Genomic DNA, 16,453 nt, shown 5'->3' with positions numbered 1-16,453 from the left:
CCCTCCCTGCGGCTGCCGGTAGGGTCCGGCGACGTGTCCCCCCACGTGTCGCCCACTCCCGACGTCGAGATCCTGGTGCGCCGGCTGGACGCGGACCTGCCGCTGCCGTCGTACGCGCACCCCGGCGACGCCGGGGCCGACCTGCTGACCACCGTCGACGTCAGCCTGGCACCGGGGGAGCGGGCGATGGTCCCGACCGGGCTCGCGATCGCGCTGCCGGAGGGGTACGTCGCCCTGGTGCACCCGCGGTCGGGCCTCGCGGCCAAGCACGGTCTGTCGATCGTGAACACCCCGGGCACCGTCGATGCCGGCTACCGCGGCGAGATCAAGGTGATGCTGATCAACCTCGACCCGCGTGAGCCGATCGAGCTGCGCCGTGGCGACCGGATCGCCCAGCTGGTCGTCCAGCGCGTCGAGCGGGCCGTGTTCAGCGAGGTGGGGGAACTCCCCGAGTCGGTCCGTGGTGACGGGGGCTACGGTTCTACTGGAGGCTTCGGTCCGTCCTGACCGTCCTGACCGTCCTGCACGCCTTCCGTTCCGCGTTCGACCGAGGAGTTTTCGTGAAGTTCCGCCGCAAGGCCGCCGACCCCGTCGAGTCGGACGCTCAGTCGTCGGCAGAGACCGCGGCCGATGACGAGACCCAGACCGAGTCCCGTGCCGGCGGTCCCTACGACATCAGCGAGGTCCCCGCCGACGACGTCCCGCGGCTCGACATCGGCTCGCTGCTGATCCCGGGCGCGGAGGGCTTCGAGCTCCGCCTCCAGATCGACGAGCAGACCGAGGAGGTCCGCTCGGCGCTGCTGACCAAGGAGGACGGGGCGATCGAGCTGCGCGCGTTCGCGGCCGCCCGCAACGGCGACCTGTGGTCCGAGGTGCGCCCGCGGATCGCGGCCGACTTCGCCCAGCGCGGCGGCACCGCCACCGAGCGCGAGGGCCACTTCGGCACCGAGCTGGTCGGGCAGCTGACCGTCCAGACCGAGGACGGCCGGACCGGCACCCAGGCCTCGCGCATCGTCGGCGTCAACGGCGACCGCTGGATGCTGCGGGTCACCCTGCTCGGCCGGCCCGCCGTCGACGACGCCGCTGCGGCCGACTGGGCGCAGATCGTCGAGCAGGTCGTCGTACGCCGCGGCGACCAGCCGATGCCTCCCGGCAGCGAGCTGCCGCTGCGGGTCCCGAGCAACGGCTGAGCGCGTTGACCGAGAGGAACCGGCTGCGGCGCAGCATCAGCCGCTGGGCGAGCAGCACCGACCAGCACGCCCGTGACCTGCGCAAGACCTACGCCGACGACGGGTTGAACCGGATCGGCGAGGCGCCCGACCGGGAGCGGGTCCGGCTGCGGGGCACGCTGCGGACCGTCACCCTGCGCCCGCGCGGCGGCGTCCCGGCCCTCGAGGCCGAGCTCGACGACGGCACCGGTGCCATCACCGTCGTGTGGCTCGGTCGCCGCCGGATCTCCGGCATCGCGCCGGGCCGGTCGCTGGAGATCCAGGGCCGGATCGGCCAGCACGACGGCCAGCGCATCATGTACAACCCGCGCTACGAGCTGATGCCGTGAGCGAGCAGCACCCTGCCGCCACCGCCACCGTCGACACGGTCGAGGCGGTCGTGCGCGCCCAGATCTCGCGGGCGCTGGGCGGCCGGCGCGGGATGATCGAGGCCGCGGTCCCGACGATCGTCTTCACCGTCATCTGGCTGACGACCAAGGAGCTGCGCTACGCGCTGACCGCGAGCATCGCGATCGCGCTGGTGCTGCTCGTGCTCCGGCTGGTGCAGCGCTCGACGGTGCAGTTCGTCGTCAACGCGCTGGTCGGCATCGGCATCGGCTGGCTGTTCGTCACGATCTCCGCGCGCCAGGGCGGCAGCGAGGACGACCAGGCGCTGGCCTACTTCCTGCCCGGGATCATCTACAACACCGGGTACACCGTGGTGCTCGCCCTGACCTGCCTGATCGGCTGGCCGTTGGTCGGCTTCATGGTCGGCAGCGTCACCGGCGACGCGACGGCGTGGCACCAGGACAAGCAGATCGTGAAGCTGTGCACGACGCTGACCTGGCTGCTCGCCGTACCCTGCCTGATCCGGGTGGTCGTGCAGGCGCCGATCTGGCTCGCGGCGCACTCCGACGCGATGGACGCCGACCGCGCGGTCGCGCTGCTCGGCGTGCTCAAGATCGCGATGGGCTGGCCGCTGCAGCTGGCCGCCCTCGGCGCGATGGTGTGGATCCTCGGGCGCAACAAGACGCCCGTGGACCCGTCGCCGGCCTAGCCGCCGTGGGCTGACGGCGCCAGCAGCCGCTCGAGGTTGTCCTCGATGTCGGCCGGCACCACGAACAGCAGCTCGTCGCCCGCCTCGATCGGCTGCTCGGCGTCGGGCACGTAGACCTGGCCGTCGCGCAGGATCGTGACCAGCGCGCAGTTCTCCGGGAACGGGATCAGCCCCGCGGGCTTCCCGACGTACGGCGAGTCCGCCGGCAGCGTCATCTCGACGAGGTTGGCGTTGCCCTGACGGAACGTGAACAGCCGCACCAGGTCGCCGACGGTGACCGCCTCCTCCACCAGCGCGGACATGATCCGCGGGGTGGAGACGTTGACGTCGACGCCCCAGGCCTCGGTGAACAGCCACTCGTTGTTGGGGTGGTTGACCCGGCCGACGGTCCGGGGGACGCCGAACTCGGTCTTCGCGAGCAGCGACGTCACCAGGTTGGCCTTGTCGTCACCGGTCGCGGCGATCACCACGTCGCACCGGTCGAGCCGGGCCTCCTCGAGCGAGGACATTTCGCAGGAGTCCGCGAGCAGCCACTCGGCGTCGGGGACCCGCTCGGGCTTGATCGAGCCGGGGTTCTTGTCGATGAGCAGGACCTGGTGGCCGTTCCCGATCAGCTCCCGGGCGATCGAGCGGCCGACGGCTCCAGCTCCGGCGATGGCGACGCGCATGACTGTTCCTAGCTCTCGTCCGGGCCTGCGTCGATGACCTTGTAGGCGTGCGCGGCGTTCTCCTCGCGCATCACCAGGTGCAGCAGGTCGCCCTCCTGGATCACGGTGTCGCGCGTGGGCAGCATGCCCTCGCCGAGCCGGTCGATCCAGGCGATCCGGCTCTTCGACTGCATCTGGAAGTCCACGGTGCGACGCCCGATCCACGGCTCGCTCACCGGGACCTGGTCCAACCGGATCGTTCCGGAGGGGTCGCGGAAGTCCGGCTCGGCGCCGGCCGGCAGCAGCCGACGCAGCACCTGGTCGGCGGTCCACTTGACGGTGGCGACCGTCGTGATGCCGAGCCGCTGGTAGACCTCGGCGCGGCCGGGGTCGTAGATGCGGGCGACGACCTGCTGGATGCCGAACGTCTCGCGAGCCACGCGGGCGGCGATGATGTTGGAGTTGTCGCCGCTGGACACCGCGGCGAACGCGTCGGCGCGACGGATGCCGGCCTTCTCCAGCACGCCCTGGTCGAAGCCGTACCCGGTGATCTTGTCCCCGTTGAAGCCCGGGCCGAGCCTCCGGAACGCGTCGGGCTCGCTGTCGATCACCGACACGGTGTGGTTGCGGTCCTCGAGACTGCGCGCCAGCGTCGAGCCGACGCGTCCGCAACCCATGATCACGACGTGCACGGGTCGAACGCTACAACAGCGGCACCGAGGGTCTAGCCTTTCCCGACGTGGGAGTCGGCGACGTATCCAAACGGATCCTGCTGGGGCGCAAGCTGCGCAGCTCCCAGTTGGGAGAGACCCTGCTCCCGAAGCGGGTGGCGCTGCCGGTCTTCGCCAGCGACGCGCTCTCCTCGGTGGCGTACGCCCCGGACGAGATCTTCATCATGCTCGGCATCGCCGGCGTGTCCGCGTACACCTGGTCCTGGAAGATCGGGCTCGCCGTCGCCCTCGTGATGCTCACGGTCGTCGCGTCGTACCGCCAGACCGTCCACGCCTACCCGAGCGGTGGCGGTGACTACGAGGTCGCCACCGTCAACCTGGGGCGCAACGCGGGCGTCACCGTGGCCAGCGCGCTGCTGGTCGACTACGTGCTCACGGTCGCGGTGTCGATCTCGAACGCCGCGCAGTACGCCGCCAGCGCCGTGCCGTCGCTGATCGGCCACGAGGTGACCGTCGCCAGCGCCGCCGTGATCCTGCTGGCGGCGATCAACCTGCGCGGCGTGCGCGAGTCCGGCACGTTCTTCGCAGTCCCGACGTACCTCTTCATGGTCGCGATCCTCGGCATGTGCGCCTTCGGCCTGCTCCAGCTGATCTCCGGCAGCCTCCCGGAGGCCGAGAGCGCCGACCTCACGATCGCCCCGGACGAGGGGTGGGAGGCCCCGCTGACGCAGGTCGCGATGGTCTTCCTGCTCGCGCGGGCGTTCTCCTCCGGCTGTGCCGCGCTCACCGGCGTGGAGGCCATCTCGAACGGCGTGCCGGCGTTCCGCCGGCCGAAGAGCAAGAACGCTGCCACCACGCTGCTGATGCTCGGGCTCATCGCGATCACCATGATGATGAGCGTCATCGTGCTCGCCCAGCAGATGAGCGTCCGGATGGTCGATCCGCACGACCTCGACCGGCTGCGCAACGCCGCAGGCGAGTCGGTCGTCGGCGACTACGAGCAGCACCCGGTCATCTCGCAGATCGCCGCCGGCGTCTTCGACCAGTTCCCGCCCGGGTTCTACTTCGTGATCACGGTCACCGGCATCATCCTGGTGCTGGCGGCCAACACGGCGTTCAACGGCTTCCCGGTGCTCGGGTCGATCCTCGCCCAGGACGGCTTCGCGCCGCGGGCGCTGGGCTCGCGCGGCGACCGGCTCGCCTACAGCAACGGCATCCTCTTCCTCGCGGTGATGGCGATCGCGCTGATCATCGCGTTCGACGCGGAGACGACGAAGCTGATCCAGCTCTACATCGTGGGCGTCTTCGTGTCGTTCAACGTCAGCCAGCTCGGCATGATCCGGCACTGGACCCGGCACCTGGCCACCGAGCGGGACCCGGGCGAGCGGCGACGGATGCAGCGGTCCCGGGCGATCAACACCTTCGGCCTGTGCCTCACCGCGATCGTGCTGGTGATCGTGCTCGTCACGAAGTTCCTGGCGGGCGCGTGGATCACGATCCTCGCGATGATCGTGTTCTTCCTGATCATGATCGGCATCCGCCGCCACTACGACAACGTCAACGCCGAGCTGGCCGCGGACGAGGAGGACAAGATCCTCCCGACCCGGGTCCACGCCATCGTGCTGGTCGGCAAGCTGCACAAGCCCACGCTGCGGGCGCTGGCGTTCGCCAAGGCCACCCGGCCGAACGTCCTCGAGGCCGTCTATGTCTCCGTCGACGACGCCGCGACCAACCGGCTGCTGGAGGAGTGGGACGACCGCAACCTGGGCGTGCCGCTCAAGGTGCTGCACTCGCCGTACCGCGAGCTGGTCCGCCCGATCGTCGACTACGCGATGGAGATCAAGAAGGCGAACCCGCGCGGCGTCGTCGCGGTCTACATCCCTGAGTACGTCGTCGGCCGCTGGTGGGAGCAGCTGCTGCACAACCAGACCGCGCTGCGGCTCAAGGGGCGGCTGCTGTTCGCCCCCGGCGTGATGGTCACCTCGGTGCCGTACCAGCTCCGCTCGTCGCAGATCGTGCGCGAGCGGGAGGAGCGCGAGGGCGCCTGGGTGCGCCCCGGGCTGCGGATGGGCAACGTGGACGAGCGCACGCCCGACCGGCAGATCTCGCGAGACAACGAATGACCAGACGGCCCACCCGCCAGCGCCAGGCCCGGGGGGCCTCGCGGGTCGGTGAGCGGTTCGAGGCGGTCGTCGGCCCCGTGGCGCACGGCGGCCACTGCGTGGTCCGGCTCGAGCCGCCCGAGGCGCGCGTGGTCTTCGTCCGGCACGCGATCCCGGGGGAGCGGGTGGTCCTCGAGATCACCGAGGGCACCGAGGGTGACCGCTTCTGGCGCGGGGACGCCGTCGAGGTGCTCGAGGCCTCGCCCGACCGGGTCGAGGCGCCGTGCCCGTACGCCGGCCCCGGGAAGTGCGGGGGCTGCGACTTCCAGCACGTCGCGCTGCCACGCCAGCGGGAGCTGAAGACCGCGGTCGTGCGCGAGCAGCTCTCCCGGCTGGCCAGGATCGACAGCGACGTCGAGGTCGAGCCGGTGCCCGGTGACCAGGACGGGCTGCGCTGGCGGACCCGGCAGCGCTACGTCACGCTCTCCGGTGGTGGCCGGGCGATGCGCAAGCACCGGTCCAACGACCTCGTCGCGATCGACGACTGCCTGATCGAGTCGCCCGAGCCGTCGGACCACCAGGCCCTCGGCCGGCGGTTCGAGGTCGCGGCCGACGGCTTCTGGCAGGTGCACCCCGGCGCTCCCGACGTGCTGGTGACCACGGTGCTGGAGATGCTCCGGCCGCAGCCGGGCGAGCGCTGCCTGGACCTGTACGCCGGGGTCGGGCTGTTCGCCGCCTTCCTCCGCGAGGCGGTGGGGGAGTCCGGCCGGGTGGTCGCCGTCGAGGGCGACGCGGCGGCGTCGAGGCTCTCGGCCCGCAACGCACCGGGCGTCGTCGTGCAGGCCGGCGACGTCGGCAAGGTCCTCGCCTCCGCCTTCGACGAGCCGTTCGACCTCGTCGTCCTCGACCCGCCGCGCGAGGGAGCCAAGCGTGCCGTCGTCGAGCAGGTCGTCGACCGCGCGCCGCGGGCGGTCGCCTACGTCGCGTGCGACCCGGCGGCCCTGGCGCGCGACGTCGCGATCTTCGCCGAGAGTGGGTACCGGGTGGCCGAGATCCGGGCGTTCGACCTGTTCCCGATGACCCACCACGTGGAGTGCGTGGCGCTGCTGACCCGGTGAGCATTTCTGCTCGACATCATGTATCTTGATATCAAGAGATAGTCAGATGCACGAGTTAGGGCAGCCTTCCTTTTGCTCGCCTCCGGCGCGGCGGCAGGATGGGGAGGGCAGTCGAGACGACGAGACTTCAGGAGATGACCGCTGTGGCCAGTCAGGACAGCTTCGGTGCCAAGAGCACCCTGGACGTGGACGGCAAGTCCTACGAGATCTTCCGCCTCGACGCGGTCACCGGTGAGGGCCTCGACGTCGCGTCGCTGCCGTTCAGCCTCAAGGTGCTGCTGGAGAACCTGCTCCGCACCGAGGACGGCGCGGACATCACCGCCGACGACATCAAGGCGCTCGCCGGCTGGGACGCGAACGCCGAGCCCGACAAGGAGATCCAGTTCACGCCGGCGCGCGTGATCATGCAGGACTTCACCGGCGTCCCGTGCGTCGTCGACCTCGCCACCATGCGCGAGGCGATGGCCGACCTCGGCGGCGACCCCTCCAAGATCAACCCGCTCGCGCCCGCCGAGATGGTCATCGACCACTCCGTGATCGCCGACGTCTTCGGCACGCCCGAGGCCTTCGAGCGCAACGTCGAGATCGAGTACGAGCGCAACCGCGAGCGCTACCAGTTCCTGCGCTGGGGCCAGGGCGCCTTCGACGACTTCAAGGTCGTCCCGCCGGGCACCGGCATCGTCCACCAGGTCAACATCGAGCACCTGGCCCGCACGGTCTTCACCCGCGAGGTCGACGGCGAGCTGCTGGCCTACCCCGACACCTGCGTCGGCACCGACTCCCACACCACGATGGTCAACGGCATCGGCGTGGTCGGCTGGGGCGTCGGTGGTATCGAGGCCGAGGCTGCAATGCTCGGCCAGCCGGTCTCGATGCTGATCCCGCGCGTCGTCGGCTTCAAGCTGTCGGGCGACCTGCCCGAGGGCTCGACCGCCACCGACCTGGTGCTCACGATCACCGAGATGCTGCGCAAAGACGGCGTCGTCGGCAAGTTCGTCGAGTTCTACGGCCCCGGCGTCTCGGCGCTGCCGCTGGCCAACCGTGCCACGATCGGCAACATGAGCCCGGAGTTCGGGTCGACCATCGCGGTCTTCCCGATCGACGAGGAGACCGTGAAGTACCTCGAGCTCACCGGCCGCCCGGCCGAGCAGCTCGCGCTCGTCGAGGCCTACGCCAAGGAGCAGGGCCTCTGGCACGACCCGGCCGCCGAGCCGCGCTACAGCGAGAAGCTCGAGCTCGACCTCGCGACCGTCGTCCCGTCGATCGCCGGCCCGAAGCGCCCCCAGGACCGGATCCAGGTCACCGACGCCAAGGCGTCGTTCCGCAGCTCGCTCAAGGACTACGTCGCGGGCGAGGAGGAGAACGGCTACGACGAGTCGGTCGCCGAGACCTTCCCGGCCTCCGACCCGGCGACCTCCAACGGCCACGGCGAGTCGGCGCCGCCGAGCGACCACCTGTCGGCGGCTCCGCGCGACGGCGGTCGCCCGAGCAGCCCGGTCGAGGTCACCCTCGAGGACGGCACGAAGTTCACCCTCGACCACGGCGCCGTCACGATCGCCGCGATCACCTCGTGCACCAACACCTCGAACCCCTCGGTGATGATCGGTGCCGCCCTGCTGGCGAAGAAGGCGGTCGAGAAGGGCCTGACCCGCAAGCCGTGGGTGAAGACGACCCTGGCTCCCGGCTCGAAGGTGGTCTCGGACTACTACGAGCGCTCCGGCCTCACGCCGTACCTCGACAAGCTCGGCTTCAACCTCGTCGGCTACGGCTGCACGACCTGCATCGGCAACTCCGGCCCGCTGATCCCCGAGGTCTCGGCCGCGGTCAACGAGAAGGACCTCTCGGTCGTCTCCGTGCTCTCGGGCAACCGCAACTTCGAGGGCCGGATCAACCCCGACGTGAAGATGAACTACCTCGCGTCCCCGCCGCTGGTCGTCGCCTACGCGCTGGCCGGCTCGATGGACGTCGACCTGTTCACCGACCCGCTCGGCCAGGACCAGGACGGCAACGACGTCTTCCTCAAGGACGTGTGGCCGTCGCCGACCGAGGTCGAGGAGACCATCGCGCAGGCGATCAACTCCGAGATGTTCGGTGAGAGCTACCAGGACGTCTTCGCCGGCGACGAGCAGTGGCGCTCGCTCCCGACCCCGGAGGGCAAGACGTTCGAGTGGGACCCGGAGTCGACCTACGTGCGTCGGCCTCCGTACTTCGACGGCATGCCCGACGAGCCGACCCCGGTCACCGACATCGACGGTGCGCGGGTGCTGCTCAAGCTGGGTGACTCGGTCACGACCGACCACATCAGCCCGGCCGGTGCGATCAAGAAGGACTCGCCCGCGGGCAAGTACCTCGCCGAGCACGGCGTCGAGCAGCGCGACTTCAACTCCTACGGCTCGCGCCGCGGCAACCACGAGGTGATGATCCGCGGCACGTTCGCGAACATCCGGCTGCGCAACCAGATCGCTCCCGGCACCGAGGGTGGTTTCACGCGTGACTTCACCCAGTCCGACGCGCCGGTGTCCACCGTCTACGACGCCTCGGTGAACTACCAGGAGGCCGGCATCCCGCTGGTCGTCCTCGCGGGCAAGGAGTACGGCTCGGGCTCGTCGCGCGACTGGGCGGCCAAGGGCACCTCGCTGCTGGGCGTCAAGGCCGTCATCGCCGAGTCCTACGAGCGCATCCACCGCTCGAACCTCATCGGCATGGGCGTCATTCCGCTGCAGTTCCCGGCCGGCGAGAACGCCGAGTCGCTGGGGCTGACCGGTGAGGAGGAGTTCTCCATCACCGGCATCGCCGAGCTCAACGAGGGCCGCACGCCGAAGACCGTCAAGGTCAAGGCGGGGGACAAGGAGTTCGACGCGGTCGTCCGCATCGACACCCCCGGCGAGGCCAACTACTACCGCAACGGCGGCATCATGCAGTACGTGCTGCGCAACCTGCGGGCCAAGTCGGCCTGATCCGCGCTCGAGGGTGGCCCGTCCGAGATTCTCGGGCGGGCCACCCCTCTTTTTGGTGCGGTCGTCTCGTGGGTAGAGGTGACACCACTTCGGGAGGACCCATGACCACGCTGCACGACCGACTCGCTGAGCTGGCGGACGAGGCGCCACCTGGCGGTCCGCTGCCGGAGCTGTGGTCGACCGGCGTCCGACGGCACCGCCGCCGCCGGGCGATCCTGGTCGGCGCGGCCGCGGCCCTGGTGGCGATCACGGTCGGGGTGGTGCTCGGCCTGCCGGGCGGCGCCGAGCGTTCGGTGCCGCCGGCGGATGTGCCGTTCGAGCAGCTGCACCTGCCGCGCTCGGTGTGGGCGCCGAGCGAGTGGGCCGACGGGACCGACGAGCTCGGCGCTCCGGGCCGGCTCGCGGTCGTCTCCCTCGCGACCCGCAGCAGCCCCGACGGGTGGACCGGGGTCCGGCAGGGCACCGAGCCCTTCGGGGTGTCCGCGGTCGACGGCTCGGCGGTGTGGCTCGACCTGCCCGATGTCGAGCCCGACATGCTCGGTCTCGGCACGCTCACCCTGTCGCCCGACGGCACCAAGGTGGGCTACAGCGTCTACGACGGCCGACGCCTGTCGGGATGGAACGTGTACGACACCACGACGGGGGAGACGCTCAGGCTCCGTGACGAGCGACAGCAGGTGCTCCGCGGTGTCGACGCCTTCGAGATCGCCTTCAGCGGCGACTCCCGCTACCTGCAGACGAACTTCTCGCCGACCGGGTCGGACGGCTCGCGCGACGACCGGCTGGTGGTGTGGGACGTCGAGACGGGCGCGCAGATCCCGGCGGAGGGCACCGGCTACTACTGGCTGCCGAACCTCGGCTCAGGGCCGCAGGGCGTCGTCTGGTCCCGTGGCGGTCGCACGTTCACCTTCCACCCGGCCGACATGACGCGGTCGAGCGTGGAGGTTCCCCAGCGCGTCGTGGAGTGGAGCGACGGGCCCATGCTCCGGTCCTCGGCCTACATCTCGTTCGGCGACCGTGACCGGGACCCGTGGCAGCTGCGTGCCGGGGACGGACGCGTGCTCGACGCCGGCATCCAGGCCGACGACCTGTTGGGCTGGCGCGACGAGTCGACCGTCGTGGTGGCACAGCTGCCGTACCGGGAGGTGCGCTTCGTCGACGTCACGACCGGGGAGGTGACGGCATCGGAGCGACTCGAGCTGCCCGAGAACGGGGAGCGGGTGTTCCTGACGCCGGTGTACGCCGCGGACCTGTGGGCCAACGAGCTCGTCGACGGGGTCGAGCCCCCGGACGCCCACGACCCGCGGTTCAACCCCTGGGGCGTCGCGCTGGGAGCCGGTGTCCTCGTGGTCGCGGGCGCGCTGGTCTGGTGGAGGCGCCGTGTCCGAGCGTGACGCGTTCGAGCAGTACGTCGCAGCGCGCCGGGGTGCCCTGCTGCGCACGGCGTACCTCCTCACCGGCTCGCACCAGGACGCCGAGGACCTGGTGCAGGTGGCGCTGGTGAAGGCGGTGCCCCACTGGAAGCGGATCGCCGACCATCCCGAGCCGTACGTCCGCAAGATCCTGACCCGCGAGGCGGTCAGCCGCTGGCGGACCCGGCGGTGGCGCGAGGTGCACACCGACCGGGTGCCGGAGACGCCGGTGGAGGAGCCGGCCGACGACCGGCTCGCGCTGCGGCAGGCGCTGGCCGCGCTGCCCCCGCGGCAGCGCGCGGTGATCGTGCTGCGCTACTACGAGGACCTCACCGAGGTGGAGACCGCCCGCGCGCTCGGCATCTCGGTCGGCACCGTGAAGTCGCAGGCCCGCGACGCCCTGGCCCGGTTGCGTACGGACGGACTCGCTACGGTTTCTCCATGATCGTGGCGTTCAGCATCTCCCCGACCACCGGTGACGAGACCGGCAGCGTCTCCGAGGCGGTCGCGGCCGCCGTCCGGGTCGTGAAGGAGTCGGGTCTCCCGTACGAGCTGAACTCGATGTTCACCAACGTCGAGGGGGAGTGGGACGAGGTGATGGCGGTCGTGAAGAAGGCCGTCGACGTCGTCGCCGAGGTGTCGCCGCGGGTCGGGCTCGTGCTGAAGGCGGACATCCGCCCGGGCTTCGACGGCCAGCTCACCGCGAAGGTCGAGCGCGTCGAGCGGCTGCTGGCCGACTGATGAGCGAGATCCCCCCGCCGCCGTCGTACCCGCCGCCGTCGTACCCGCCGCCGTCGTACCCGCCGCCGTCGTACCCGCCGCCCCCGCCGCCCGAGGAGCTCGTCGCGAGCCCGCCGCCGCAGTCGCGCGGCCTGGTGGTCGCGCTCGCGGTGATCGGGGTGCTGATCATCGCCGGCGTGGTGACCGCGGCGACGATGCTCGCGACCGAGGAGCCGGTCAGCCGCGACCTGAGCGCGGTGGTGTCCTACGCCGACCTCGGCAACCAGCACAGCGAGGACGACATCGAGTACCCGCAGACCCCGCCGGTCGGCGGACCGCACGCGCCCGCGTGGCTGGACTGTGGGGTGTACGACGAGCCGGTCCGCGACGAGAACGCGGTGCACGACCTCGAGCACGGCACGGTCTGGATCACCTACGACCCGGACCTCGGTGACGACGAGGTCGACGAGCTGGCCGCCGCGCTGCCGCAGAACGGCATCCTCTCGCCGTACGACGGCCTGCCGGCCCCTGTCGTGGTCACGGTCTGGGGCCGGCAGCTCGAGCTGACCGGGGCCGACGACCCGCGGCTCGGCCTGTTCATCGAGGAGTTCGGCGACGGGGTCACGGCTCCGGAGCCGTTCGCGTCCTGTGCGGGTGGGGTACGGGACCCCGCCGGCGAGCAGCCGGGCAGCAACGTCTAACCCGAACGGGCGGCCGCAAGAGCTTCGTCGGCCGCAGGTCACCACCGCGGGCTGAGGGCGGGAGTCCATGGGGCCGTGGCACGATCGGCCCGTGGACTCCGAGATCCGGCACTATCGCACCGGCGACCGCGAGGTCGTGCTCGACCTGACCGACGACTGCCGGGAGTACGTCTCCGGGTTCGGGGACGGGCTGCTGCACCTCTTCGTGCCCCATGCGACCGCAGGCATCGCCATCCTCGAGACCGGTGCGGGCAGTGACGACGACCTGCTCGCCGCGCTCGCGGACCTGCTCCCCGCCGACGACCGGTGGCGGCACGCCCACGGCAGCCGCGGCCACGGCCGCTCGCACGTGATGCCGGCGCTGATCCCGCCCTACGCGACCGTGCCCGTGCTCGGTGGACGGCTCGCGCTCGGGACCTGGCAGAGCGTGTGCCTGGTCGACCTGAACGTCGACAACCACGACCGCGACGTGCGGTTCTCGTTCCTGCGCGGCGCATGAGTGCCTCCGACGTCGCGGTGGCGCGGGCGGCCGCCGAGGCGGGCGCCGCCGTGATCCGCGAGCTGTACGGCCGGCCCGTCGAGCGGTTCGCGAAGTCGACGACGGACTTCGCAACGCGGGCCGACCTCGACGCGGAGCGGGCGATCCTCGACGTACTCCGCTCGGCTCGACCCGAGGACGCCGTTCTCGGCGAGGAGACCGGCCTGACCGGCGTGGACACCGGTCGTGCGTGGCTGGTCGACCCGCTCTGCGGCACGAAGAACTTCGCGGCGGCGACGCCGCTGATGGCCGTCAACGTCGCGCTGCGGACGCCCGACGGGATCGTCGCTGCCGCGGTCGCCGACCCCGTCGCCGGCGAGGTGTTCGCGACCGACGACGTCCTCGCGCCGAGCACGGCGTCCGGCCTGGTCGACGTGGACCTCGACCACCGCGACTTCGGCCCGCTGCTCAGCAGCCCGGACTTCCGCGCCCGGTTCGGTGCGCGGGTGACGTCGACGTCGCTCGCCCTCGCCTGGGTCGCGGTCGGCCGCCGCGCGGCGTACGTCGCCGATGGCGACATGCGCGACAACGAGCACTTCAGCGCCGGCATCGCGCTGTGCCGCGCCGCGGGATGTCACGTCAGCGCCCTGGACGGCACGGACGTGGGCGCCGGCCGCGGCGTGCTCGCGGCAGGCGACGCCGTGACCCACCGGGTGCTGCTGGGGCTGATTGGTGACCTTCGACCGGTTGTGTGACCGCTTCCACACAGGGTAGAAGTCGGGTGGGACGACCTGGGTGGGGAAAGGCGGATCGGCCATGGTTGAGCTGTACGAGGGGATCCGGCTGTTCTTCTACCGCGAGATCGCGAACACCGGTCGGCTGCCGTCGGTCGCGGACGCCGCGGACACGCTGGGGGTGCCCGAGGAGTGGGTGTGGGACGGCCTCGACAACCTCGCCGCCGATCGCCACCTGGTGATCGACGCCAACGGCACGATCGTGCTGGCGTTCCCGTTCGCGACCCGCAGCTTCGGCTTCTCGGTCATGGGCGAGCGCACGCTGTGGTGGGGCAGCTGCGCGATCGACTCCTTCTCGATCCCGCACATCGTGGACAAGGAGCCGTGGGCCGTGGTCGCGACGACCTGTCCGGCGTGCGGTGCCGCGCACTCCTGGCTGGTCGACCGCACCGGGCCCCCGGCCGGCGACCAGGTCGTGCACTTCCTGGTGCCGATGGCGAAGCTCTGGGACGACGTCATCTTCACCTGCGAGAACCAGCGGATCTTCTGCTCGGACCGGTGCCTCGACGACTGGCTCGCGCGGACCGGCCACGAGCTCGGCGCCACCACCGACATCGCCACGCTCTGGCGCCTCGCCGAGCACTGGTACGACGGGCGGCTGGACACGCCGTACAGGAGGCGTGACCCGGTCCTGGCCACGAAGTACTTCGCGGCGAAGGGCCTGAGCGGGGAGTTCTGGGGGCTCTAGAGTCGCGGCGTGAACGCGAACCCGAGCATCCGACCTGCCGAGCCCGCCGACTCCGCCGCCGTCCAGCGCCTGGTGGCCGACGCGTTCGGGCCGGACGAGGGGCCGACGGTGGCCCGGCTCGTCTCCGTGCTGGACGAGACCGGGAGCACCCGGGCCAGCCTGGTCGCCGAGGCCGGCGGCGAGGTCGTCGGCCACGTCCAGCTGAGCCGGTCGTGGGTCGACGCCCGCCGGGCGCTCGTCGAGGTGCTGGTCCTCAGCCCGCTGTCGGTCGCGCCCGCCCACCACGGCCGGGGGATCGGCAGCGCGCTGCTCCGGGCCGCGGTCGACGAGGCAGCGCGGCTCGGCGCTCCGGCGGTGTTCCTCGAGGGCGGCCCCGGGTTCTACAGCGCCCGCGGGTGGTCCGCGGCCGGAGGGCTGGGCTTCACCGCTCCGTCGGCGCGGATCCCGGCGCCGGCGTTCCAGGTGGTGCTGCTCCCCGGCCACGAGGAGTGGATGACCGGGGCGCTGGTCTACTGCGAGCCGTTCTGGTCCCTCGACTGCGTGGGCCTGCGCGACCCACTGCTCGCCCAGCTCGGCGGCTGACCCGCAGCCGAGCTCAGATGAAGTGGTTGTCGTGCTCGACGAAGAAGTCCGCGAGCTCCTGCTCGGTCGGCTTCCAGCGGCCCTCGCCGAGCTCGACCAGGCCGGTGAAGTAGGCCTCGCGGGGCGCGCCGGGCGCGAACAGGATCAGCATCGACGCGGGCTCGTCGGACTCGTTGCGGAACCCGTGGATCCCGCCCTCCGGGACGTGCGCGAAGTCGCCCGCGCCGGTGGCTCTCCAGTCGGTCCCGTCGTGGAGCATGACGGTGCCGGACAGGATGAAGAACGACTCGCTCATGGTGCGGTGGAAGTGCGGGTCGGGTCCGCCGGCGCGCGGGCCCATGTCCCAGCGGTAGAGCCCGAAACGCCCGCTCGTGGACGCGCCGGTCGCGAGGAAGTGGGCGGCGCCACCGTGCCGGAGGTCGAGCTCGGCGGGGTGGTCCGATCGCCGCAGCCACGCGGTCGGCTCGCCGCCGTCGGCGTGGTACGTCGGCGGGGGATAGCTCACGCCGTCACCGTACCCGGACCGAGCAGCGCTCGCTCGAGGAACGCGAGCCGCTCGGCGATGACGCGGTCGCCGAGCTGGTGGTCGTAGCGCTCGTGCACGGTCGACGCCGCCCGCGGTGCCGCGGCCGCGTAGAGGTCGCGCACGCTCGGCTCGACGTACTCGTCCTTCTCGGCCCACTGCAGCAGCAGCACGTCCTGCCGCAGGGCCGCGCCCGCCAGCGGGTCGAACTCCGCGAACTGCTCGGCGTAGGCCGCGCCGAGATCCGCGTCGCCGTGCCAGTACTTCCGGAACCAGTGGTCCCACGTCGCGTCCGGCGCGGCGACGACCATCGCGTGGACGGGCACGTCACGCAGCGTGAGCCCGAACATCGCGCCGTAGTCGTGGGCGGCCACGGCGATCCGGTCGACCCCGGGCAGCCCGGCCAGGTGGTCGTACGCCGCACGCGTACGCCGGGCCTGTCGCGCGACCGCGTCGCGGTCGGTCCCGTCGCCGGCCGGGTCCTCGAGCCACGGGAAGACGCCCTGCGGCAGCAGCGACACCACGCCCTGCTGGGCCAGCCGGTGCGCCTCGGGGAGGAACTGGGTGCGGTCGCTGCGGTTGTGGCCGAGCCAGTGCAGCCACAGCACGGCCGGCACAGGACCCTCTCCCGGCGCCGCGGGGCGGACCAGCAGGGCGGGTGGTTGGTCGTCGAGCGTGGCCTCCTCGACCACGACGGTCTGCGGCATCTGGTTCCTCTCCGGATCACTCACGGTCACGATCCTGCAACCAACGGCGGGGTCACAGCGTACGGATGAGAGAGTGGCGCGGTTGTGT

General features: G+C 71.5%; 19 protein-coding genes. 15 read left to right on the top strand and 4 right to left on the bottom strand.

Features of this window, described 5'->3' with window-relative positions; translation table 11 throughout:
• The first annotated feature begins 45 nt into the window (after positions 1 to 45).
• From dut to ABD875_RS04205, 4 genes are read left to right on the top strand one after another with little or no spacing between them, the layout of a single operon-like run.
• Complete coding sequence (dut, locus tag ABD875_RS04220; protein WP_425576186.1) at positions 46 to 507, top strand: dUTP diphosphatase; 462 nt, start codon at positions 46 to 48, stop codon at positions 505 to 507.
• A 53-nt stretch (positions 508 to 560) separates the two neighbouring features.
• On the top strand, positions 561 to 1,190 hold the full coding sequence (locus tag ABD875_RS04215; RefSeq protein ID WP_345171530.1) for a DUF3710 domain-containing protein: 630 nt from the start codon (positions 561 to 563) through the stop codon (positions 1,188 to 1,190).
• 5 nt (positions 1,191 to 1,195) lie between these two features.
• Complete coding sequence (locus tag ABD875_RS04210; protein ID WP_345171528.1) at positions 1,196 to 1,558, top strand: OB-fold nucleic acid binding domain-containing protein; 363 nt, start codon at positions 1,196 to 1,198, stop codon at positions 1,556 to 1,558.
• On the top strand, positions 1,555 to 2,265 hold the full coding sequence (locus ABD875_RS04205; protein ID WP_345171526.1) for a DUF3159 domain-containing protein: 711 nt from the start codon (positions 1,555 to 1,557) through the stop codon (positions 2,263 to 2,265). Before ABD875_RS04210 ends, ABD875_RS04205 begins: the two co-directional genes overlap by 4 nt.
• Here the strand turns inward: ABD875_RS04205 and ABD875_RS04200 are convergent.
• Positions 2,262 to 2,933, bottom strand: a complete 672-nt coding sequence (locus ABD875_RS04200) for a potassium channel family protein (RefSeq protein WP_243060931.1) — start codon at positions 2,931 to 2,933, stop codon at positions 2,262 to 2,264. The genes ABD875_RS04205 and ABD875_RS04200 overlap by 4 nt on opposite strands.
• 8 nt (positions 2,934 to 2,941) lie before the next feature.
• Positions 2,942 to 3,604, bottom strand: coding sequence for a potassium channel family protein (locus tag ABD875_RS04195; protein ID WP_345171522.1), 663 nt, complete (start codon positions 3,602 to 3,604; stop codon positions 2,942 to 2,944).
• 47 nt (positions 3,605 to 3,651) lie between these two features.
• Between ABD875_RS04195 and ABD875_RS04190 the strand changes: the two genes are divergently transcribed.
• From ABD875_RS04190 to ABD875_RS04140, 11 genes are all read left to right on the top strand, one after another.
• Positions 3,652 to 5,706 (top strand): APC family permease, encoded by a 2,055-nt coding sequence (locus ABD875_RS04190; RefSeq protein ID WP_345171520.1) that lies wholly within the window; start codon positions 3,652 to 3,654, stop codon positions 5,704 to 5,706.
• The gene (locus ABD875_RS04185) at positions 5,703 to 6,803 is read left to right on the top strand and encodes a class I SAM-dependent RNA methyltransferase (protein ID WP_345171518.1); all 1,101 of its coding nucleotides are present in this window, start codon (positions 5,703 to 5,705) and stop codon (positions 6,801 to 6,803) included. The genes ABD875_RS04190 and ABD875_RS04185 overlap by 4 nt, the downstream gene beginning before the upstream one ends.
• A 134-nt stretch (positions 6,804 to 6,937) precedes the next feature.
• Positions 6,938 to 9,760 carry an aconitate hydratase gene (locus tag ABD875_RS04180; RefSeq protein ID WP_345171516.1) on the top strand — a complete coding sequence of 941 codons (2,823 nt, stop codon included), beginning with the start codon at positions 6,938 to 6,940 and terminating at the stop codon, positions 9,758 to 9,760.
• A 101-nt stretch (positions 9,761 to 9,861) separates the two neighbouring features.
• Positions 9,862 to 11,154 (top strand): WD40 repeat domain-containing protein, encoded by a 1,293-nt coding sequence (locus ABD875_RS04175; protein WP_345171514.1) that lies wholly within the window; start codon positions 9,862 to 9,864, stop codon positions 11,152 to 11,154.
• On the top strand, positions 11,141 to 11,617 hold the full coding sequence (locus ABD875_RS04170) for a SigE family RNA polymerase sigma factor (protein WP_345171512.1): 477 nt from the start codon (positions 11,141 to 11,143) through the stop codon (positions 11,615 to 11,617). Before ABD875_RS04175 ends, ABD875_RS04170 begins: the two co-directional genes overlap by 14 nt.
• The gene (locus tag ABD875_RS04165) at positions 11,614 to 11,913 is read left to right on the top strand and encodes an MTH1187 family thiamine-binding protein (RefSeq protein WP_345171510.1); all 300 of its coding nucleotides are present in this window, start codon (positions 11,614 to 11,616) and stop codon (positions 11,911 to 11,913) included. The genes ABD875_RS04170 and ABD875_RS04165 overlap by 4 nt, the downstream gene beginning before the upstream one ends.
• Positions 11,913 to 12,593, top strand: coding sequence for a thioredoxin-like domain-containing protein (locus ABD875_RS04160; RefSeq protein WP_345171508.1), 681 nt, complete (start codon positions 11,913 to 11,915; stop codon positions 12,591 to 12,593). The genes ABD875_RS04165 and ABD875_RS04160 overlap by 1 nt, the downstream gene beginning before the upstream one ends.
• Before the next feature lie 91 nt (positions 12,594 to 12,684).
• Positions 12,685 to 13,092, top strand: coding sequence for a YjbQ family protein (locus tag ABD875_RS04155; protein WP_345171506.1), 408 nt, complete (start codon positions 12,685 to 12,687; stop codon positions 13,090 to 13,092).
• Positions 13,089 to 13,826: an inositol monophosphatase family protein gene (locus tag ABD875_RS04150; RefSeq protein WP_345171504.1), complete on the top strand. Its 738-nt coding sequence runs from the start codon at positions 13,089 to 13,091 to the stop codon at positions 13,824 to 13,826. Before ABD875_RS04155 ends, ABD875_RS04150 begins: the two co-directional genes overlap by 4 nt.
• Positions 13,827 to 13,887: 61 nt before the next feature.
• Entirely contained in the window at positions 13,888 to 14,553 is a 666-nt protein-coding gene (gene merB / locus ABD875_RS04145) for an organomercurial lyase (protein WP_345171502.1), read from the top strand.
• A gap of 9 nt (positions 14,554 to 14,562) precedes the next feature.
• Entirely contained in the window at positions 14,563 to 15,135 is a 573-nt protein-coding gene (locus tag ABD875_RS04140) for a GNAT family N-acetyltransferase (protein ID WP_345171500.1), read from the top strand.
• A 13-nt stretch (positions 15,136 to 15,148) separates the two neighbouring features.
• Here ABD875_RS04140 and ABD875_RS04135 read toward each other — a convergent pair whose 3' ends face one another.
• Positions 15,149 to 15,640: a cupin domain-containing protein gene (locus ABD875_RS04135; protein ID WP_345171497.1), complete on the bottom strand. Its 492-nt coding sequence runs from the start codon at positions 15,638 to 15,640 to the stop codon at positions 15,149 to 15,151.
• Positions 15,637 to 16,389: an alpha/beta hydrolase family protein gene (locus tag ABD875_RS04130; protein ID WP_345171495.1), complete on the bottom strand. Its 753-nt coding sequence runs from the start codon at positions 16,387 to 16,389 to the stop codon at positions 15,637 to 15,639. Before ABD875_RS04130 ends, ABD875_RS04135 begins: the two co-directional genes overlap by 4 nt.
• Positions 16,390 to 16,453 lie beyond the last annotated feature (64 nt).

Source organism: Nocardioides caricicola (assembly GCF_039541135.1).
GTDB classification, from domain to species: Bacteria; Actinomycetota; Actinomycetes; order Propionibacteriales; family Nocardioidaceae; genus Nocardioides; species Nocardioides caricicola.
The sequence above is the reverse complement of the archived record's forward strand: the minus strand, read 5'-3'. Positions and strand labels throughout refer to the sequence as shown.